This window comes from Paucisalibacillus algeriensis (assembly GCF_000577245.1).
GTDB lineage: Bacteria > Bacillota > Bacilli > Bacillales > Amphibacillaceae > Ornithinibacillus.
Map to the genome: position 1 here is coordinate 360,134 of NZ_CBYO010000007.1, position 19,300 is coordinate 379,433.

Annotated in this window: 17 protein-coding genes and 1 riboswitch; of the genes, 9 read left to right on the forward strand and 8 right to left on the reverse strand. The window is 37.2% G+C overall.

Annotated elements, in window-relative coordinates; translation table 11 throughout:
* Window positions 1–45 precede the first annotated feature (45 nt).
* The 3 genes from TY11_RS06250 to cls all read right to left on the reverse strand — a co-directional run bounded on the left by TY11_RS06250 (window position 46) and on the right by cls (window position 3,588).
* Window positions 46–1,467 (reverse strand): alanine/glycine:cation symporter family protein, encoded by a 1,422-nt coding sequence (locus TY11_RS06250; protein WP_042144013.1) that lies wholly within the window; start codon window positions 1,465–1,467, stop codon window positions 46–48.
* A gap of 139 nt (window positions 1,468–1,606) precedes the next feature.
* Entirely contained in the window at window positions 1,607–2,122 is a 516-nt protein-coding gene (locus TY11_RS06255; RefSeq protein WP_042144015.1) for an acyl-CoA thioesterase, read from the reverse strand.
* A gap of 29 nt (window positions 2,123–2,151) precedes the next feature.
* Window positions 2,152–3,588 (reverse strand): cardiolipin synthase, encoded by a 1,437-nt coding sequence (gene cls, locus TY11_RS06260; RefSeq protein ID WP_042144017.1) that lies wholly within the window; start codon window positions 3,586–3,588, stop codon window positions 2,152–2,154.
* 155 nt (window positions 3,589–3,743) lie between these two features.
* Between cls and TY11_RS06265 the strand changes: the two genes are divergently transcribed.
* Window positions 3,744–4,295 carry a Rossmann-fold NAD(P)-binding domain-containing protein gene (locus TY11_RS06265; protein WP_052345763.1) on the forward strand — a complete coding sequence of 184 codons (552 nt, stop codon included), beginning with the start codon at window positions 3,744–3,746 and terminating at the stop codon, window positions 4,293–4,295.
* On the opposite strand, the gene megL is transcribed toward TY11_RS06265, so the two are convergent.
* Window positions 4,267–5,481, reverse strand: a complete 1,215-nt coding sequence (gene megL, locus TY11_RS06270; RefSeq protein ID WP_042144019.1) for a methionine gamma-lyase — start codon at window positions 5,479–5,481, stop codon at window positions 4,267–4,269. The two genes, TY11_RS06265 and megL, sit on opposite strands and share 29 nt — an antisense overlap.
* Window positions 5,482–6,126: 645 nt before the next feature.
* On the opposite strand from megL, the gene rarD reads away from it, so the two are divergent.
* The 6 genes from rarD to TY11_RS06300 all read left to right on the forward strand — a co-directional run bounded on the left by rarD (window position 6,127) and on the right by TY11_RS06300 (window position 12,956).
* Window positions 6,127–7,038 (forward strand): EamA family transporter RarD, encoded by a 912-nt coding sequence (gene rarD / locus TY11_RS06275; RefSeq protein WP_042144022.1) that lies wholly within the window; start codon window positions 6,127–6,129, stop codon window positions 7,036–7,038.
* A 69-nt stretch (window positions 7,039–7,107) separates the two neighbouring features.
* A riboswitch (SAM riboswitch) is annotated at window positions 7,108–7,226 on the forward strand.
* Between the two features lie 99 nt (window positions 7,227–7,325).
* Window positions 7,326–9,029: an O-acetylhomoserine aminocarboxypropyltransferase/cysteine synthase family protein gene (locus TY11_RS06280; RefSeq protein ID WP_042144023.1), complete on the forward strand. Its 1,704-nt coding sequence runs from the start codon at window positions 7,326–7,328 to the stop codon at window positions 9,027–9,029.
* Window positions 9,030–9,041: 12 nt separating this feature from the next.
* A complete protein-coding gene (gene metX / locus TY11_RS06285; RefSeq protein ID WP_369797395.1) occupies window positions 9,042–10,088 on the forward strand; it encodes a homoserine O-acetyltransferase MetX in 1,047 nt (348 codons plus the stop codon).
* A gap of 19 nt (window positions 10,089–10,107) precedes the next feature.
* Complete coding sequence (locus TY11_RS06290; protein WP_042144025.1) at window positions 10,108–11,100, forward strand: homoserine dehydrogenase; 993 nt, start codon at window positions 10,108–10,110, stop codon at window positions 11,098–11,100.
* A gap of 312 nt (window positions 11,101–11,412) precedes the next feature.
* A complete protein-coding gene (locus TY11_RS06295; RefSeq protein ID WP_042144027.1) occupies window positions 11,413–12,300 on the forward strand; it encodes an SGNH/GDSL hydrolase family protein in 888 nt (295 codons plus the stop codon).
* A gap of 20 nt (window positions 12,301–12,320) precedes the next feature.
* Window positions 12,321–12,956 carry a YpmS family protein gene (locus TY11_RS06300; RefSeq protein ID WP_042144029.1) on the forward strand — a complete coding sequence of 212 codons (636 nt, stop codon included), beginning with the start codon at window positions 12,321–12,323 and terminating at the stop codon, window positions 12,954–12,956.
* Between the two features lie 69 nt (window positions 12,957–13,025).
* Here the strand turns inward: TY11_RS06300 and TY11_RS06305 are convergent, their stop codons facing one another.
* Window positions 13,026–13,637, reverse strand: a complete 612-nt coding sequence (locus TY11_RS06305) for a hypothetical protein (RefSeq protein WP_042144031.1) — start codon at window positions 13,635–13,637, stop codon at window positions 13,026–13,028.
* Between the two features lie 232 nt (window positions 13,638–13,869).
* Here TY11_RS06305 and TY11_RS06310 point away from each other — a divergent pair, with 232 nt between their 5' ends.
* Window positions 13,870–15,492: an ABC-F family ATP-binding cassette domain-containing protein gene (locus tag TY11_RS06310; RefSeq protein ID WP_042144033.1), complete on the forward strand. Its 1,623-nt coding sequence runs from the start codon at window positions 13,870–13,872 to the stop codon at window positions 15,490–15,492.
* A gap of 234 nt (window positions 15,493–15,726) precedes the next feature.
* Here the strand turns inward: TY11_RS06310 and TY11_RS06320 are convergent, their stop codons facing one another.
* Together TY11_RS06320 and TY11_RS06325 are read right to left on the reverse strand one after the other, a co-directional pair.
* Entirely contained in the window at window positions 15,727–16,671 is a 945-nt protein-coding gene (locus TY11_RS06320; protein ID WP_042144038.1) for an L-threonine 3-dehydrogenase, read from the reverse strand.
* A 23-nt stretch (window positions 16,672–16,694) separates the two neighbouring features.
* Complete coding sequence (locus tag TY11_RS06325; RefSeq protein ID WP_042144040.1) at window positions 16,695–17,885, reverse strand: glycine C-acetyltransferase; 1,191 nt, start codon at window positions 17,883–17,885, stop codon at window positions 16,695–16,697.
* Between the two features lie 234 nt (window positions 17,886–18,119).
* On the opposite strand from TY11_RS06325, the gene TY11_RS20975 reads away from it, so the two are divergent.
* Window positions 18,120–18,254 (forward strand): hypothetical protein, encoded by a 135-nt coding sequence (locus TY11_RS20975; protein WP_255342656.1) that lies wholly within the window; start codon window positions 18,120–18,122, stop codon window positions 18,252–18,254.
* Window positions 18,255–18,322: 68 nt separating this feature from the next.
* Here TY11_RS20975 and TY11_RS06330 read toward each other — a convergent pair whose 3' ends face one another.
* Window positions 18,323–19,072, reverse strand: a complete 750-nt coding sequence (locus tag TY11_RS06330; RefSeq protein WP_042144042.1) for a 3D domain-containing protein — start codon at window positions 19,070–19,072, stop codon at window positions 18,323–18,325.
* Window positions 19,073–19,300 lie beyond the last annotated feature (228 nt).

Below are 19,300 nucleotides of genomic sequence, written 5' to 3' on the forward strand. Positions count from 1 at the left end.
AAAGACATCCGTTCTTACTCAAGACGGATGCCCTTCATCTTAAACTTAATCTTTTCCCTTCACCTGACCAGATTGCCAGAATTCAACACCTGATGGGTCATCTAATATCTCCCGATTGAACACAGGATCTTTGCCTACTTTACGTTGCTCTCGGTAATCTAATAACACTCGGTGAACGATCTTATATAACATAACAATTGCATACAGGTTTATTAAAGCCATAATTGCCATGGTTAAATCTGCTAACGCCCACACAAAGTCAAAGCTTGCTAAAGCACCAAATGCCACCATTGCGAGAACTGCTAATCGATATACGAACAACCATGCCGGACTATTTTTTATATATCCAATATTACTTTCACCGTAATAATAATTACCTAAAATGGAGCTGTAGGCAAATAGAAAAATAGCAATAGCGATAAAAATTCCTGACCATTCTCCAACATGCTGTGTAAATGCATTTTGTGTCAATTGTATCCCGTCTAACTCACTTCCTGCATACCCACCTGCCGTTATAATGATAAAACCTGTGGCTGAACAGATTAATAACGTATCAAAAAACACTCCTAAAGCTTGAATTAAACCTTGCTTTACGGGATGTGTTACCTCCGCAGTTGCAGCAGCATTGGGTGCACTACCCATACCTGCTTCATTAGAGAATAACCCGCGTTTTATCCCCATTAAAATTGCTGCACCAAAGCCGCCACCGGCAATTTCCTTCAAACCAAACGCATTGGCAAAGATGAGGGAAAACATTTCCGGCATTGCACTTATATTAATAATCAGGACATAAAAGGCAATCAGTAAATAAATAATTGCCATAACCGGAACGATTACCTGGGACACATTGGCGATTGATTTAAGTCCGCCAAAAATAACGGCTGCAGTTAATACGATTAACACAATTGCCACTGTTGTTCCTGAAACTGCAAATTCACCTTCAAATGCCAGACTAATGGTATTCGATTGTACCGAATTAAAAACAAGCCCATAGGTAAAGGTGATTGTGACCGCAAAGACAACACCCAGCCAGCGTTTTTTCAATCCTTTTTCCATATAATAGGCAGGTCCACCTCGATATTGGTTCTTATCTGGAACTTTATAGACTTGTGCAAGTGTGCTCTCTACAAATCCAGATGCTGCTCCTAGAAGCGCGATAACCCACATCCAAAAAATCGCACCAGGTCCACCGACTGCCACAGCTGAGGCAACACCAGCTAAATTTCCTGTACCTACCCTAGATGCTGCACTAATTGCAAATGCTTGAAAGGAAGAAGTACCTTTTTTACCAGAGGCATTGATTGCTCGCCTATCAAAAATAACACGCAACATTTCTGGTAAATTAACAAATTGAATAAATCCAGTTCGGATTGTAAAATACAAACCCAAACCAATTAGGACTATGATAAGTACATATGACCACAATATATCATTGGCTGTACCTACAAATCCTTCTATAAAATCCATAGTGTTTCTCCTTTCACATCGTGGCATTATATCCTTTTTTTTAGCATAACCAATTATGAGAATTTCCCTCCTAAATTAAGAAAGAAACCTATTAAAAATAGGCTTCTCCGATTAAAAAAGCTATAATTTTAAAAGCACTTTATCTATTCCACGGATAAACAGTCCCAAACTTTTCTGCAAATTCTTTGGAATAATTTCTTCGTTCTCTTCTTCGCTCCGCTCTTAATGCTGCACCTTCATACAATAATTTTTCTGATTCAGACTCCGGATAAACTTCTGGAACCGGAACAGGACGAAGGTTCTCGTCTACGGCTACAAAGGTTAAAAATGCTGTTGCAGAAACCTTTCTTTCGCCAGTGAGGAGGTCTTCTGCTACTGCTTTAACAAATACTTCCATCGACGTATTTCGTGTCCAGGTGACAAATGCTTCGACACAAATCGAATTACCTTGTTTAACAGGTTCTAAAAAGTCGACAGAATCTGTGGAGGCTGTAACAACTGCCTTGCGACAATGCCTAACTGCTGCAATTGCCGCAACGTCATCGATATGTGCCATTAATATGCCTCCGAAGAGTGTTCCGTGGTAGTTTGTATCAGGTGGTAATACGTGTGATGTTTTTACTGCTAATGAGCTTGAGCAGGGTCTCTTTTCCATGTAGTATTCACTCCATTTGTATTCATTAGTTATAGTATAGGCGAAAGTAATCTAGATATTGATTCTTTAATGCGTATTCCTATTGAACGTTTGTTGTATAGCTTTTTGGTCATTTGTGTGGATTGTTTTATATCGTTTTGGAACGCCTTTACTAGTTGGGTTGCTAGACCTCGGTCATAAAGAAAGGCATTCACTTCAAAGTTTAAACGGAAACTTCGAACGTCGATGTTTGCAGTTCCAACTGAGGCAATTTTTCCATCCACAACAATAGTCTTAGAATGTAAAAAACCTTTTTGATAAATATAGACTTCCGCACCTGCTTCCAGCATATCACCGCAATAGGAAAGGGTAGCCCAATAAACAAACGGATGATCTGGCTTATTTGGAACCATTATTTTCACATCAACACCAGATAAAGCCGCAATTCGTATTGCATCTCGTAAGCTTTCATCCGGAATAAAATATGGTGTTTGAATAAAAACATATTCTTTTGCCGATAAAATCATCTTAATGTATCCATTTTTTATTTGTTCCCAATCTGAGTCTGGGCCACTCGATACAATTTGCACTCCTGCTTTTCCGCTAGCTTTGGAAGAATAGTATCGCTCTTCATATAAAATATCATGTCGTGATGCTTGATTCCAATCTAGTATGAATCTCGTCTGCATACTTTGTACAGCTGTCCCAATGATTCGAAGGTGAGTATCACGCCAATATCCAAATTTCTTACTATTGCCAAGGTATTCATCCCCAATGTTAAACCCACCAATATAGCCAACTTCTCCATCGATAATCGCCAATTTACGGTGGTTACGGTAATTAATCTTGAAATTAATTTTCGGAATAAACGAAGGGAAAAATGCAGCTAATTCAACACCAGATTTTCGGAGTTTCCTTAAATATCTTGGCCTTAAATATCGGGTACCTAAAGCATCATATAGAACCCTAACTTCAACACCTTCTTGTGCTTTTTTTATTAGCATATCTGCAATACGTTGGCCTAATTCATCATGTCGAATAATGTAGTAGAGCAGGTGAATGTGGTTAGTAGCTTTTTCCATGTCATCCATTAATGACTGAAACTTGGCCCTCCCGTCCACGAAAATTTTCACCTCATTATCTTGAGTAAAGACGGCATCATCATTACGTAAGTGTAAATAGTATAAGTCCTTATATTCTTCGAGTTGATTAAATATAAATTCGTCATTCTCAATCGCCCGTAATTGTGATTGAACTATTTTTTTAACACCAAGTTTTGCCTTTGCATCCCAAGTAAAGATTCGTTTTCCACTAAGTCTTCTGCCAAAAATGAGATATAGAAAAAAACCTGCTACCGGAACAAAAAGTAAGACCATTAACCATGCCCATGCTGCAGATGCATCTTTACGTTCTAGGAACACAATAGATAGTCCTAAAGCAATGTTAAAAATAATAATTGCCATCAGTAAATAGGGTATAAATTCCATGCGCATTCCCCTCTTGTTAAATTCATAGAAAAACAAAAATGACAGAAACTAACGGTAGACTTGATATTCACTCTACAATAGCATACGTCTAGGATTTCCGATTATACTCGAATTCGAGTTGCTATATAATACTATAACAGAAGGGAACTGAAATCGTGAGAAATTTTGCATTTGTTATTGGCGGGACCGGTATGTTAGAGGGAGTTTGTCATTGGTTAACGAATGAGGGGTATGATGTGTTTGTTATCCATCGGGATATCGATAAATTTGAATCGATGCGTTCTAGAGGAATACACCCGGAAAAACTGTTTCCTATCTCTGTCGACTATCATGATGATAAAGCACTGCAAATAAGTTTTCGTAAAGCCATAAAGCAATATGGTAAATGTCCTGATTTAATCGTTAGCTGGATTCATAACTCTGCCCCGAATGCACTATCTATCATTCTAAAAGAAGTTAGGCCAAGAACACACCCTTGGAAGTTAATTCATGTACAGGGTAGCTCATCTTTTTTTGTAAAAGAAAACACGTCTATACCCGACTCTTGCGAATACAGACGTGTTTATTTAGGATTTTCACTGGAGAAAGAAAATTCCAGTTGGCTATCCAATGATGAAATTGCTAATGGGGTCATTAAAGTTATTAAACGAGATTTTAAAGAAACGGTTATCGGGACTCTTAAGCCTTGGAGTAGGCGTCTGAGCTAACATTAATTTTATTGAGCGCTTGCTCCAAGTCTGCCCAAATATCCTGCCATGCCTCAAGCCCAACGGATAGTCGGATTAATTGGTCTGTAATACCCATATATTGCTTTGACTCATCTGGGACAACAGCATGAGTCATCGTCGCAGGGTGTTCAATTAAGGTTTCTGCATCTCCTAGAGAGACAGCGATTTTTAAAAAGGATAATTCATTTAAAAACTTTTGAGCATCAACTTTTGTCCCTTTGATCTCAAATGAGATAATTCCACCACCACGCCTCATCTGTTTTTTCATGATGTGGTAATCCGGGTGAGCATCATCATTTGGATAATAGACGGTAGCAACATTCGGATGGGTTTTTAATCGTTTAAATATCTCTTCCGCGTTATCACAATGACGATCAACCCGAACTGGTAAGGTTTTCAGTCCCCTTAATAGAAGCCAAGCGTCGAATGGAGAAATGATACCGCCGATATCCTTCAATGTTGTTACTGCAACATTATCAAGGAATTCCTTTTTGCCAACTGCAAGTCCTGCGATGACATCTCCATGTCCCCCGATATATTTCGTTGCACTATGCACAACAACATCACATCCAAGATCTATTGGATTTTGCAAATATGGCGATGCAAACGTATTGTCCACTACCACTGGAATTCCGTACTCCTTTGCAACTTTAGCCACCATCTCCAAATCAATCAGTTTCATAGTCGGATTTATAGGTGTTTCCACGTAAATACATGCAGTTTCTGATTTAATTTTTGAATGAAGTTCATCCTCTGTTACCATAGTGGAAAAATCAAAGGATATATTATATTTCTCTTTCATCATAGTTAACAAGCCAAATGTACAGCCATATAGACCTGGTGAGCAAAGAATATGATCATTAGCTTTAGTTAGAGCAAAAAGCATCGCGGATACGGCAGCCATTCCAGAACCAAAGGCAAGTCCTCGTTCTCCATTTTCTAATGCTGCTATTCTTTCTTCTAATACGGTAACGGTTGGGTTTCCAAGTCGTGAGTAAATGTATCCTTCTTCTTCTCCTGCGAAGCGTCTTTCGCCTTGTTCGGCGGTGTTAAAGGTGTAAGTTGAGGTTTGAAACAATGGTGTGGTAAGGCTTCCTAACATGTTTTTAGAGTCGTAGCCTTCGTGGATTACGGATGTTGCCATATGTTTATATGTTCTTGCCATTTATTTCTCCTCCTTGTTTCTTTGTTTCTAGTATAATCATATGCTATTTTTAGTTATTTTGAAAGCGTTTTCTTTTTATGGTATAAATCCTTTTTATTGCGTTTTTTATTAAGTAGTTTTAGAATTGTCATTATTTATGATGGAGGCTGTTCTCTAAAATATTGATGATAATCTATTTAACTGATAGAAATTAAGCGGTGATTTATAGTTTGGAACAACATACCCGCTACGGAAATACACTCCGCTGGGATAGAGAGAATTGAAATTGATGTACTTCATTGCTGACAAAACAATATAATTACTAACTTAAATTAGAAAACAAAACTAGCGCAGGCAGAATACGGAGACTCCTCGAAAATAAAGTACGATTTTCATCGTGCGATGATTATGCTGACGAAGCCTTCCTTGTTCTGCGGGAATAGCACGTGTCCGAAGACCCCGCAGAGGCGCATTTTCCTCGAGGAGGCTGAGGCCGGGCCCGTGGAAAGCGGAGTATTCTGCCGGAGCGGTATCATACCACTATCCTTAATACTAAAGAAGTGGGGATTGGTATCAGTTATCATACTGTTTCTATCAACCATGAAAGTAAATCATTAATAATCAATACTTAATAAACAAATAATCTATATACAAAGAAGGGTTAATATGGAGAAGAGTACGGATCGTTTGGGGATTGTTTTTGCGGTGGGGGCTTATGTGCTTTGGGGGTTTTTGCCGATATATTGGAAGTTTATTGATTATGTGCCGGCTGGAGAGATCTTGGCACATCGGATTATTTGGTCATTTGTTTTTATGGTGGTCATTGTGTTAATGGTTCGAAAATGGCCTGGGTTTATTCGTGAATGCAAATTGATTTTAAAAGACAAAAAGAAGTTTATCAGTATCACAATGGCTTCCATTGTTATTAGTATAAACTGGCTTACTTATATTTGGGCAGTAAATAGTGACCATGTTCTCCAGGCAAGTCTTGGTTATTATATTAATCCATTAGTTAGTATCATACTTGCTATTATCGTTCTGAAAGAAAAGCTAACGAAAAGTCAAACAGTGTCTGTCGCTTTAGCAGGTATGGGTGTGCTTTATTTGACATTTAGTTATGGTGTTTTTCCATGGGTATCTCTTCTATTAGCTGTTACGTTTGCATTATATGGCTTGTTTAAGAAGGTAGTTGATATTCCTGCCATGTATGGACTAACAATTGAAACGATGATCATTACACCAATTGCATTCATTTATCTATTCTTTTTGCCTGAAAACACATTTTCATTTCAGACTATTAATACTTCAGAAAATGCTATACTAATGGGAGCTGGTATTGTAACTGCAATTCCACTTTTGCTGTTTGCAAGTGGAGCGAAGCGAATTCCATTAGCGATGGTGGGATTTTTACAATATATCGCTCCAACTTTGATGTTAATAATTGGTGTATTTATTTACCATGAAACTTTTTCATTAGAACATCTCATTTCATTCGGGTTAATCTGGTTGGCTTTACTAATTTACTTAGGTTCCGTTTACCGATTTCCGATTCGGAAAATGAAAAATGTCGAACGTTAAATTTAATTTACTGTTGACTTTTCATTTTGGAACCGATAGTATAATACTCAATAATTTAAATATTTTAATCTCTTATCAAGAGTGGTGGAGGGAATAGGCCCTATGAAACCCGGCAACCTTAGGTGAAAGTTTGACTTTCCTTAAAAGGTGCTAAATCCTACAGGTCATTTTGATCTGGAAGATAAGAGGAGGAACGGTTATTGTATACACGCCCTCTTCTTAGGAAGGGGGCTTTTTGTTTCCTCTCTCTTCCTCCAGACAACAACTACAATAAGGAGGAATTTTTCATGACCAATTTTCATGTGGAAAGACCAGAAACAACATTACTTCACGGGGGGCAGGCACCTGATCCAGCTACAGGATCACGTGCTGTACCAATCTACCAAACTACTTCCTATGTTTTTCGTGACACCGAACATGCCCAAAATTTATTTGGATTAAAAGAACCAGGTAATATTTACACAAGAATTATGAACCCAACCGTTGATGCATTTGAACAACGGGTTGCACTTCTGGAGGATGGTGTAGCTGCTGTAGCAACCTCATCTGGAATGGCAGCTATAACTCTAGCAATTTTAAATATTGCAGGTGCTGGTGATGAGATTGTTGCCGACAGTAATCTGTACGGCGGTACATACAACCTATTTGCCAAAACCTTACCGAAGTATGGAATCACAGTGAAATTTGTGGATGGAACAAAAACGGAAGAAATTGAGCGAGCGATTAGCGATAAAACAAAAGCTGTATTTGGGGAAATTATTACCAACCCTAGCTTGAATGTTTTTGATGTGGAAACTGTTGCATCCATTTGCCATCAATATCATGTACCTCTAATTATCGATAATACGTTTGGTACTCCCGTTTTATCGAAACCATTAACTTGGGGGGCAGATATTGTTGTACATTCTGCTACCAAATGGATCGGTGGTCATGGTACATCAATCGGTGGTGTCGTTGTAGATGGAGGACGTTTTGACTGGAATCACGATCGTTTCCCTGAATTTACAGAACCTGATGAGAGCTATCATGGACTTCGTTATGCTGACATCGGCCCGGCTGCATTCGCAACGAAACTTCGTGTTCAATTATTACGTGATATTGGGGCTTGTTTAAGTCCAAATAATGCGTTTCTATTACTTCAAGGATTAGAAACATTACATTTACGCATGGAACGTCATTGTGAGAATGCTAGACTTGTTGCTAGTTATCTTGAACAACACCCAGCAGTAGAGTGGGTAAACTTCCCTGGTCTTGAAAGTCATCCATCACATGATCTTGCTAAAAAATATTTAAATGGTAGCTTTGGCTCGATCATTACCTTTGGAATTACAGGTGGCCGAGAAGCAGGAAGTGTTGTTATTGATTCAATAAAACTATTTTCCCATGTAGCTAATGTTGGTGATGCTAAGTCATTAATCATCCATCCCGCTTCCACAACCCACCAGCAGTTAAGTGCTGAGGATCTAAAGAAAAGTGGTGTTTCAGAAGAACTTATCCGCTTATCAATTGGTATTGAATCAGTCGAAGACATTATTCACGATTTAGATCAAGCAATTGCTAAAGCAACTAACAATAAGTCCGTTACAGGTATTTCTGAGGAAAGTATTATCAATTGGCTATTGTCATCACCTTTTGAAAGAAGTACTGGTGCTCCACGCAAGAAGGTAATTGCTACCCTAGGAGAAGATTATACGAACGAATTCAAACAAACGATTGAACGACTCCAACAGTTTGGATATGAGGTTCAATATTTAGCAGAAACAACCGCACCTGACCTTGTACTTGTGCATCAGGGATCACTCCCTCCAGCGATTATTGAGGAGTTTGTCAATAAACAAGTTAACGTTCTATGGGTTGAAAAGCCCAATGCCAATGATCCAGTTTTACAAAATTTGAAAGCTACTGGGATAACAACTGTTTCTGATAAGAATATCATTGTTGAATTACTAGCTTTACGTGGGATAAAAAAACAACCAGTGCCAATTGGATAATGATTAGTAGGAGTGGTAATTTTGATTAATAACATATATAGGGAAACGAACAGGATTGAAATAGGACCACTCCTATTAGAAAATGGAGAAACACTTCCTTCTGTTTCGATGCAGTATGAGCGAGTTGGACCTGAAAATGCACCAATCATCTTAGTATGTCATGCGCTAACCGGCAATCATCAAACGGTTGGGAGTGAGGAACAACCAGGTTGGTGGAGTGGACTTATCGGGATTGATAAAACAATTAATACAACTGAGTTCCAGGTTATCACATTCAATGTACTTGGAGGGTGCCACGGTTCAACTGGGCCAACATCTATAAATCCAGAAACCAATGATCTTTACCGGACTGACTTTCCTACTATTACTATACGCGACATGGTTCAGGCTCAGTTCTTAGCTCTCCAAAAGTTGGATGTGCGCAAGCTATTTGCAGTTATCGGGGGCTCGTTAGGGGGAATGCAAGCTTTAGAATGGGGCCAGCTTTATCCAGACTTTGCAGAAAAATTGGTAGTATTATCTGTCACCCCTTTCCTTTCTGATTATGGAATTGCCTATAATCACATTGCAGAACAAGCAATCAAAAGAGACCCCGCATGGCTAAATGGCCACTATCCAACTACACTTCCTTTACAAGGATTAGAGATTGCTAGAATGATTGGGATGGTTACGTACCGTAGTTCTGAACTATTTTCGGAACGGTTTAGACGTGAGAAAACAGTTAATGGATACTCAGTTAATTCATATTTAGACTATCTGGGTGAAAAGTTAGCAAAACGTTTTGATCCAAACAGTTATCTATACCTATTACAGGCAATGGATACACATGATATAGGTCGTAATCGGGGCGGATGGAAAGAAGCTTGTAAAACGTACATTTGTCCAATCATAATTATTAGTTATGCGCATGATCTAATTTATGAGCCCAAAGTAATAGCTGAATTTGCAGATCATACTCCAAACAGTACGTATCATCATGTCCAAACTAAATTTGGGCATGATGGCTTTCTAACGGAATTTGAAAAATGGAGTTGGGTAATTAAAGAATTTCTTACATGAATGATAAAGGAGTGATGACTTGAAGAAAATCAAGGTTGCACTACTTGGGTTTGGAACAGTCGGAAAAGGTATTTACCACAGTTTAAAGAACCATCCGAGACGAATTAGCAATATTGGCTTCGAAATTGAAATTGTTTCTATCGTTGTCAAACACTCAGAAAAGCACCAGGATTTTGAGGATAGAAAACTGATAACGACTAATTTTCAAACGGTTATCCAGAATTCGGAAATCGATGTTGTGTTGGAAGCAATTGTCGGCAAAGAACCTGCCTTCACTTACTTATCCCAAAGTATTAAAGCTGGAAAACAGATCATAACTGCCAATAAAGAGATGTTTGCTCATCATAGCCGAGAATTGCTTGAACTCGCTAAAGAGCACCATGTTGAAATTGGCTTTGAGGCAACAACAGCTGGTGGAATCCCCGTTATTAATACGATTGAAAAACTATTTCAATTCAATGAAATTAAGAAAATCACCGCAATCTTAAATGGAACATCAAATTATATTTTGACCCAAATGCGTGTACTAAAGCTTCCATTTAATATTGCACTCGAACAGGCACAGGAGCTAGGTTATGCGGAAGCAGACCCTACAAATGATATTGAGGGGTTTGATTCATTTTATAAGCTTATGATTTTGAGTCAATTAATTTATGGTAAACAACCAGATTGGAGTAGCGTCAACCGGGAAGGTATCGTGAATATTACAGAAAAAGATATTGAGGAATACGAACGTTATGGTAGACGGATCAAACATGTAGCATCCTTAGAATTACAAGATGGTAATATTACGGCAAGTGTTGAACCAATCGTTTTATCTTCTGAACATCCATTGTATTCTATTGAAGGTGTTGAAAATGCGGTTGTCATAGAGGGAGACGTGGTGGGGAGAATCACACTCTCAGGACCTGGTGCAGGAGCTTTCCCCACCGCCAGTGCTATGTTAGAAGACTTAAGCTTGATACTACAATCCAATCAAGTTACGAAATTAGCACCTATCCTAGCTAATTAATACGAAGCGCCTTTATAAGGCGTTTTTTCTTTTATTAAAAAGTATAGGTGTTTGGAATTACCATTCCATCAGGAGCAATAACCACGTCCAGCTTCAGCGCCCATTGACTAGAGTGACTTTCCTCACCTCCGTAAGTCACTAACCGGGCGCTTCCACTTTTGAACATTTATATGACAAATTACCATTTTGCTTTTAAAATTCGTCAAAATTGGGTATACATAATAAAATCAGTAGATTTATGTTTTTACCATACATACATTAAAGTAACGAAGGCATTTTAAAGATATAAACTACTTGCATAGGTGTGTTCAAATGACTAAGAAGACAATCATCATGACCTTCATTATTATACTTATTATTGTCTTAGGTATTGGAATATATAACTTTCATCGCCAAGAATCCTTATCTATAAACCCTGGAACTGAAAATAAAACAATTATTAATGAATCAGCTGAACCAGATGAGCCAACGGAAACGATAGATGAAACCAATGAAAAGCCTAATACCCCTGCAGCAGAATTATCGCAAGAATTTTCAAGTGCTATTGAAAATACAATCAAATTTTTCTCTGGAAGTAACACGCAGATTGTTGCTATTGGAGATTCACTTACTCAAGGTGTTGGGGATAGCACTAGGCAGGGCGGGTATGTAGGCATTTTAGATAAAAATATCAATCATGGTAAAAGGGTTGCAACATTCGAAAACTTAGGAAAACGTGGCAATCAAACAACTCATTTACTAAAACGGTTAAAAGAACCAGCAATTAAGAGGTCGCTCAAAAATACAGATATTGTCCTAATTACTATCGGAGCAAACGATATCATGCAAGTGGCTAAAGAAAACTTTACCGAAATGACCTATGATATTTTTGCAGAAGAGAGAGTATATTACGAAGATCGCCTTCAAACAATTTTTTCTAGCATAATTGCTCTTAATCCTGATGCTTCTATTTATCTAATAGGCTTCTATAACCCATTTCAACAATATTTTGAGCATATTAAAGAACTCGATATGATTGTAGACGATTGGAATAATACAAGTAAGCAGGTTGCTGAGGAATACGGGGCTACATTTATCCCTACAAAGGATATATTTATGAATGAAGAAACAAATTTATTTGCGGATGATCATTTTCATCCAAATGAACAAGGATATCAATTAATGGCAGAGAGAATATTAGACTATTTAGTAGTAGATTGAAACATTAGAAGGTGAACAGGTTGGAAAAAAATAAAAAGAAAAAGAATAAGTGGAAGAGGTATTTTTTTACTCTGCTCCTTTTAAACGTTTCCGCACTGGTTATCATTGTATTGCTCATCTTTTGGCCTGTTAATCATTCCATTGTGCCATTTTCAGAACATAAAGCAACCCATGAGAGTTCTGAATTTATTATCAGAACCACGAAAAAGAATTTAAACGAGCTAATCAATGCCTATATGTATGAATATCTAAAGGATTCCAAACACCAATATCGAGTTTCATTAGATGAGGACGTCCATTTAATCGGAGAATTACCTGTCTTTTCTACTACAGTACCGATTCAAGTTCATTTGGAACCTATTGTACAAGAAAACGGGGATGTTATTTTAAAACAGAAGTCTATTTCATTAGGTTTAATGGAATTACCTAACAAAAAGATTATGGAGTATATGGATAAGTACTTGCCCGTTCCAAAATGGGTTTCGATTGACCCAGAAAAAGAAGAGATTTATGTTGCCGTAACTCAGATGGAAATTAAAAGTAATTTCCGTGTGAGTGTCGAGCAAATGGATTTGGAAGCAAATAATTTAGCTTTTAAACTTAAAATACCATATGAGACATTAGGTATTGAGACACTACTGATGAAACAACCATAAAAGGGTCGGACCGCCACTAATGTGAGGTTGACCCTTTTTTTAATTGAATAATCTATTATTCTTTTCTTATTATCTAACAACAAATTCTTTAAGCTTTCGCGATATAGAATATATAAATGATTGCTTTGGTGATTCGAGCGTTTCCTCACGCAGCTGGTGCTTTGGATAATCTCCTAATCTACCTTGATATATTAATTGCAATTCTGAGTTTTCTCTGATGTCGGCTGGTGTTACGAAGTTGGATTTCTTTGATAGTTTAAAAGACTCCGTATCTTCCATTACAGTAGCAACGAATTGAGAACAAAAATAAGCATTCTTTCTTTGAACCTCAACCTTAAGTGGTATGGCAATTAATCCAATAAAATTATATTTAAAATCAGAAGCACGTGATTCAAACTTATTTATATGGTGCCTTATACTCACATACTCTTGTTCTGTAATATTCAGTGCATAAACAGCACTCTTAGAGTTTCTTAAGAAATCCCCCCGAATATCTTCACGAACAAAACCACCACTAAACGGATTTTTAGGATTAATTCTGCCAAAGCTATAAACCTCTTTTAATTCATGGTCAAAACCAATGGATACATGATTTAAAGGCTTATTTGTATATAAATTTATCATTCTTGAAAGGTATGTTCCTGTATCAGTAAAGATAAAGTAGATTGTCCTTTCTCTCATGTTTTCCCCCTCCACTCAGGACTTCAGACCGAGCTTTTCTCTTTCTTTTAACTAGAATCACAAACGGATATAACAAAACTTTACCGAAAAAACAACAAATATACAAGTCAATTTTGCAATTTATTTTATTCAAATCATCTAAATAGTCATAAATCCGGGGTTTTACATTGACGAAACCCCTTAAATTTCGTAAGCTTACGGTGAAGTAATTATTTTGGAGGAAAACCAAACAATGATAACTGTTACTAATGTAAGTTTACGATATGGCGATAAAAAATTGTTTGAGGATGTAAATTTAAAGTTTACTCCTGGAAATTGTTATGGTGTTATTGGCGCAAATGGTGCCGGTAAATCAACTTTTTTAAAGATATTATCTGGTGAAATAGATCCACAAACCGGGAATGTATCCATGTCCCCTGGCGAACGCCTAGCAGTCTTAAAACAAGACCACTTTGCATACGAAGAGTTCCCTGTTTTAGAGGTTGTATTAATGGGACATGAAAAACTATATGCAGTAAAACAAGAAAAAGACCAAATTTATATGAAAGCAGACTTCACTGAAGAAGACGGTATCCGCGCCGCTGAACTTGAAGGTGATTTCGCTGAAATGAACGGTTGGGAAGCTGAATCGGATGCTGCCGTCCTTCTTAAAGGATTAGGTATTAAAGAAGAACTTCATACGAAATTGATGTCTTCGTTAACAGAAGATGAAAAAGTTAAGGTATTGCTTGCTCAAGCGATTTTCGGTAACCCGGATATCTTACTTCTAGACGAGCCTACTAACGGTCTGGATATCCAAGCTATTCAATGGCTTGAAGAATTCCTAATTAATTTTGAAAACACCGTTATCGTTGTTTCACATGACCGTCACTTTTTAAATAAAGTATGTACGCACATTGCAGATGTTGACTATGGAAAGATACAAATTTATGTGGGTAATTATGATTTTTGGTATGAATCAAGCCAACTAGCATCTAGAATGGCACAAGAATCCAATAAGAAAAAAGAAGAAAAGGTTAAAGAATTGCAAGCCTTTATTGCCAGATTTAGTGCAAATGCTTCCAAATCTAGACAAGCTACCTCTCGTAAGAAAATGCTTGAAAATATCACACTAGATGACATTAAACCATCATCTAGAAAATATCCTTATATTGCCTTTACTCCTGAGCGTGAGATTGGGAATGATCTTTTACGTGTTGAAGGTATATCGAAAACTATTGATGGAGAAAAAGTATTAGATAATGTTAGCTTTATCGTAAACAAGGATGACAAGGTTGCATTTGTTGGTAAGAATGATATTGCTAAATCAACGCTTTTCAAAATATTAGCTGGAGAAATGGAACCTGATTCCGGATCGTTTAAATGGGGTATTACAACCTCTCAATCCTACTTCCCAAAGGATAACAGTGAGTTCTTTGAAAATGGTGATTTAACACTTGTTGACTGGCTGCGTCAATACTCACCTGAAGACGAAACAGAGACATTCCTTCGTGGATTCCTAGGAAGAATGTTATTTTCCGGTGAAGAGGCACTAAAGAAAGCTAATGTTCTATCTGGTGGTGAAAAAGTACGCTGTATGCTATCTAAAATGATGCTATCCAATGCAAACGTGCTTTTACTAGATGAACCTACTAACCACTTGGATCTAGAGTCAATCCAAGCATTGAATAATGGCTTAATTAAATTTAAAGGCTCTATCCTATTCACATCCCATGACCATCAATTCATCGATAGTATTGCAAATCGACTGATTGAAATTACACCGAATGGTATTATGGATAAAGAAATGCGCTATGATGAATATGTTCGAGACAAGGCAATACAGAAACGAGTTAGAGAAATGTATGCTGGATAATTTGTGGTTGTTGACCCCTGCTTTGAAGCAGGGGTTTTTTGTTTTGGGATTTTTTTTGGAGGGTTCATGCTTTGATTTTTCGGGTGCATCCTGTTTTTTTGGGGGAGCCCTTCCTGCTTGGACTTGGGCGTATGCTCCCCAGAATCAGGCTCATCACCAACTTTCCATTCACCTACATCTCTCACTTCCCACATAAAAAAAGACGCCCTCATCCAAAGATGAGAACGCCACAATCTATTTTATCTTCTCAGCAATCTTTTCCAGCATTTCTTTCGTCATACTATTAATATCATATTTAGCTTTAAAGCCCCATTCCGCTTCGGCTGCAGATGAATCTATACTGTCTGGCCAGCTGTCTGCAATCCTTTGCCTTACTGGGTCAACATTGAATGCTATTTCAAATTCTGGAATATGGTTTTGAATTGCTTTAGCAAAGTCCATTGGTTCTGCTGATATTGCAGAAATGTTAAACGCATTGCGATGTACTAGTTTAGTAGAATCTGCTTCCATTAATTGAACAATTGCTTCCAGTGCATCTGGCATGTACATCATATCCATGTAAGTTCCTTCTGCAATATAAGAAGTATAAGCTTTTTGTTTTATTGCTTCATAGTAAATTTCCACTGCATAATCCGTTGTCCCACCACCTGGAGGTGCTACATACGAGATTAGCCCAGGGAAACGCACACCACGTGTATCAACTCCAAAACGTTCATAATAATAATCACAAAGTAATTCGCCTGCTACTTTGTTTACACCATACATCGTTGTTGGACGTTGAAGCGTATCCTGTGGCGTTTGAACTTTCGGTGTAGATGGTCCAAAGGCTCCAATAGAACTTGGTGTAAAGAATTGCAATTTAAGTTCTCGGGCTACTTCTAATGTGTTTACAAGCCCTCCCATATTGATATCCCATGCTATTTTAGGCATTTTTTCAGCAGTTGCCGAAAGAAGTGCAGCCAAATGCATAATCGTATCTACTTGATGCTTTTTTGCAATTTCAAAAATACGTTTTTCATCCGTAACATCCAGAATTTCAAATGGTCCTTCTTTTAATTCGCCTTCCGCTGTACGAATATCTGTGGCGATAATATTGTCATTACCATATACGCCTCTTAATTTCGTGATTAACTCGGAACCAATCTGCCCCCGAGCACCAGTAACAAGTATTCTTTTCATGGCTTTCCCCTCTTTTTAGATGACTAAATTAATCCCATGTCCTTGCCAACCTTCTCATAAGCTGCAATTGCTTGGTCTAACATTTCCTTTGTATGAGCAGCTGTAGGCATATTACGAACACGACCAGTACCCTTTGGAACAGTTGGAAATACAATTGATTTCGCGTAGACACCTTCTTCAAATAGACGTTTACTAAATTCTTGTGCTGCCTTTTCCTCTCCGATAATACATGGTGTAATTGGCGTTTCGCTATCACCAATATTAAATCCTATTTTCTTCAATCCAGCTTTTAAGTAATTGCCATTTTCCCATAATTTATCATGTAATTCAGTACTTTCCATTAAAATCTCTACTGCTTTTCTACTTGCAATGGCGTCAGCAGGTGAAACGGCAGTTGAGAATAAAAATGGGCGTGAACGAACTTTCAGCCAATCAATTAGATTAGCTTTACCAGCGACATAACCACCAATTACGCCAATTGCTTTTGAAAGTGTACCCATTTGAAAATCAACTTTATCTTGTAAACCAAAATGTTTTACAGTTCCAGCACCTTTACCAAGTACACCAGAACCATGTGCATCATCTACATAGGTGATTAAGTCAAATTCCTCTGCAATCTTAACAATTTCAGGGAGCTTTGCAACATCACCATCCATAGAAAATACCCCGTCTGTAATAACCATTATTTTATTATACTGCCCGGATTCAACCGCCTCTTTGGCCTTCAGACGTAAGTCATTCATATCTGAATGTGCAAAACGGATAATCTTGGCTTTTGATAAACGGCAACCATCTATGATGGATGCGTGGTTTAACTCATCCGATAGTATAGCATCGTTTTTATCCATTACAGCTGAGATTGCTGCCATATTACAGTTAAAGCCCGATTGATACGATATTACTGCTTCTGTGCCTTTAAATTCGGCTAACTTTTTCTCTAGTTCAATATGTAAATCAAGTGTGCCATTAATCGTACGTACAGCACCAGCACCAACCCCATGTGAGTCAATCGCTTCTTTAGCGACCTTTTTTAAACGTTCATCTGTTGCAAGTCCTAGGTAATTATTTGAGGAAAGATTAACTACCTTTTTTCCACGGATATTAATTACAGGGCCATTTGCACCTTGAACTGGATCAATTTCATTATATAGACCATTTGCTTTCAAATCTTCTAGATTTTCGTTTAAAAACTTATCCAAAGTTTTACTACTCATGTTTAAATCCTCCTAAGTTATAGAGTATTTACCTTGTAAGCGTTACCATATTACTTACCATATTAAGTTTATCATAATCTATTTTAAATGTTTAGGCTAATAACTGGCTACATTTTTCTATAGTTACCTAAATGCAATTATTACCTATTATTTTTTTGAGATTCTCATTGAATCTATGTATTACTTTCTATTATACTAACATTTAGGGACATATCAATTTGGAGGAAGACAGCTATGAGAAAGCTATTAGTTGTGTTATTTATGATGATTATTTTAGGTTTTGGGGTTGTGGGTGTTAATCAGCAATTTAATGAGCCTGAAGAGGTTATTAATCCTACTAATCCTAATACTATTAATATACAATCATAATTTTTTTCATTTAAAGGCAAATTTTAAAGGAAGCATTCATTGATGAACGCTTCCTTTTTTTAATCGTATTATTCTACTATTGTTACTTTCACTTCTCTTACGCCCCAATTAAATGCTTCTTCTTTGGTTGGTACGTGGATGTCAATTCGGTTACCTTTTATCGCACTACCTATATCACCTGCAATCGCATATCCATACCCTTCCACATGTACCTTTGATCCTAGTGGAATTACATTTGGATCTACAGCGATTACTTTTGCATTTCGATCTTCATTTAAATTAATACCAGTATAGGTGATTCCGGAACATCCATCACATTCTGCCGTATATGCTGTGGCAACAACTGTAAGTGTTTTTCCTTCAGGTTCTTTAACTTCTTTCTCTTGTTTTACCTCTTTTGTCATAGTACTTGACTTAACCTCTGTTGGTTGGATTGATTTAGCAGCAGCTACCACTTTATGTTCTTCTGCTTCTTGAATCAATAGTTCTTGTCCAACTAAAATTAAATCTGATGTTAATTCATTCCACTCTTTAATATCATCAATTGTTACACCATGTTCTTTGGAAATACCGTAAAGCGTATCTCCTTTTTCTACTAGATACTTTTTGTAGACAGCTAGTTTTTGTTTTGGATAGATTATATTTGTTTCTAGGTCGTTAAGTTCAGTTAGTGAATCTACAGTTGTGTTATGTTCCATCGCAATATCCCATAGTGTTTCACCTTTTAACACTTCATGTTCTAGCTCGAATGCAAAAGCATTTGTAGTTGGGGCTAGAAGCATAATTCCTGTAGCAATTGTAGCTACCATCTTTTTCATAGTAGTCCCTCCTTAAATTCCGGACAAGCCTTATCGTAACATAGTTTCATAGGCTATACCGTTACAAGACTTTTATAAGTCTGTTACAAGGATTGCCAAAACTACTATGATTTATTACAAAATTAATAGATTTGAGACAAAAGTAGTATATTACTAGAAATATTTTCTAATTATTAGTTATGATTTGATTAAAATGCACGAAAAAAAACGAAGAAGCGATAAAGCTTC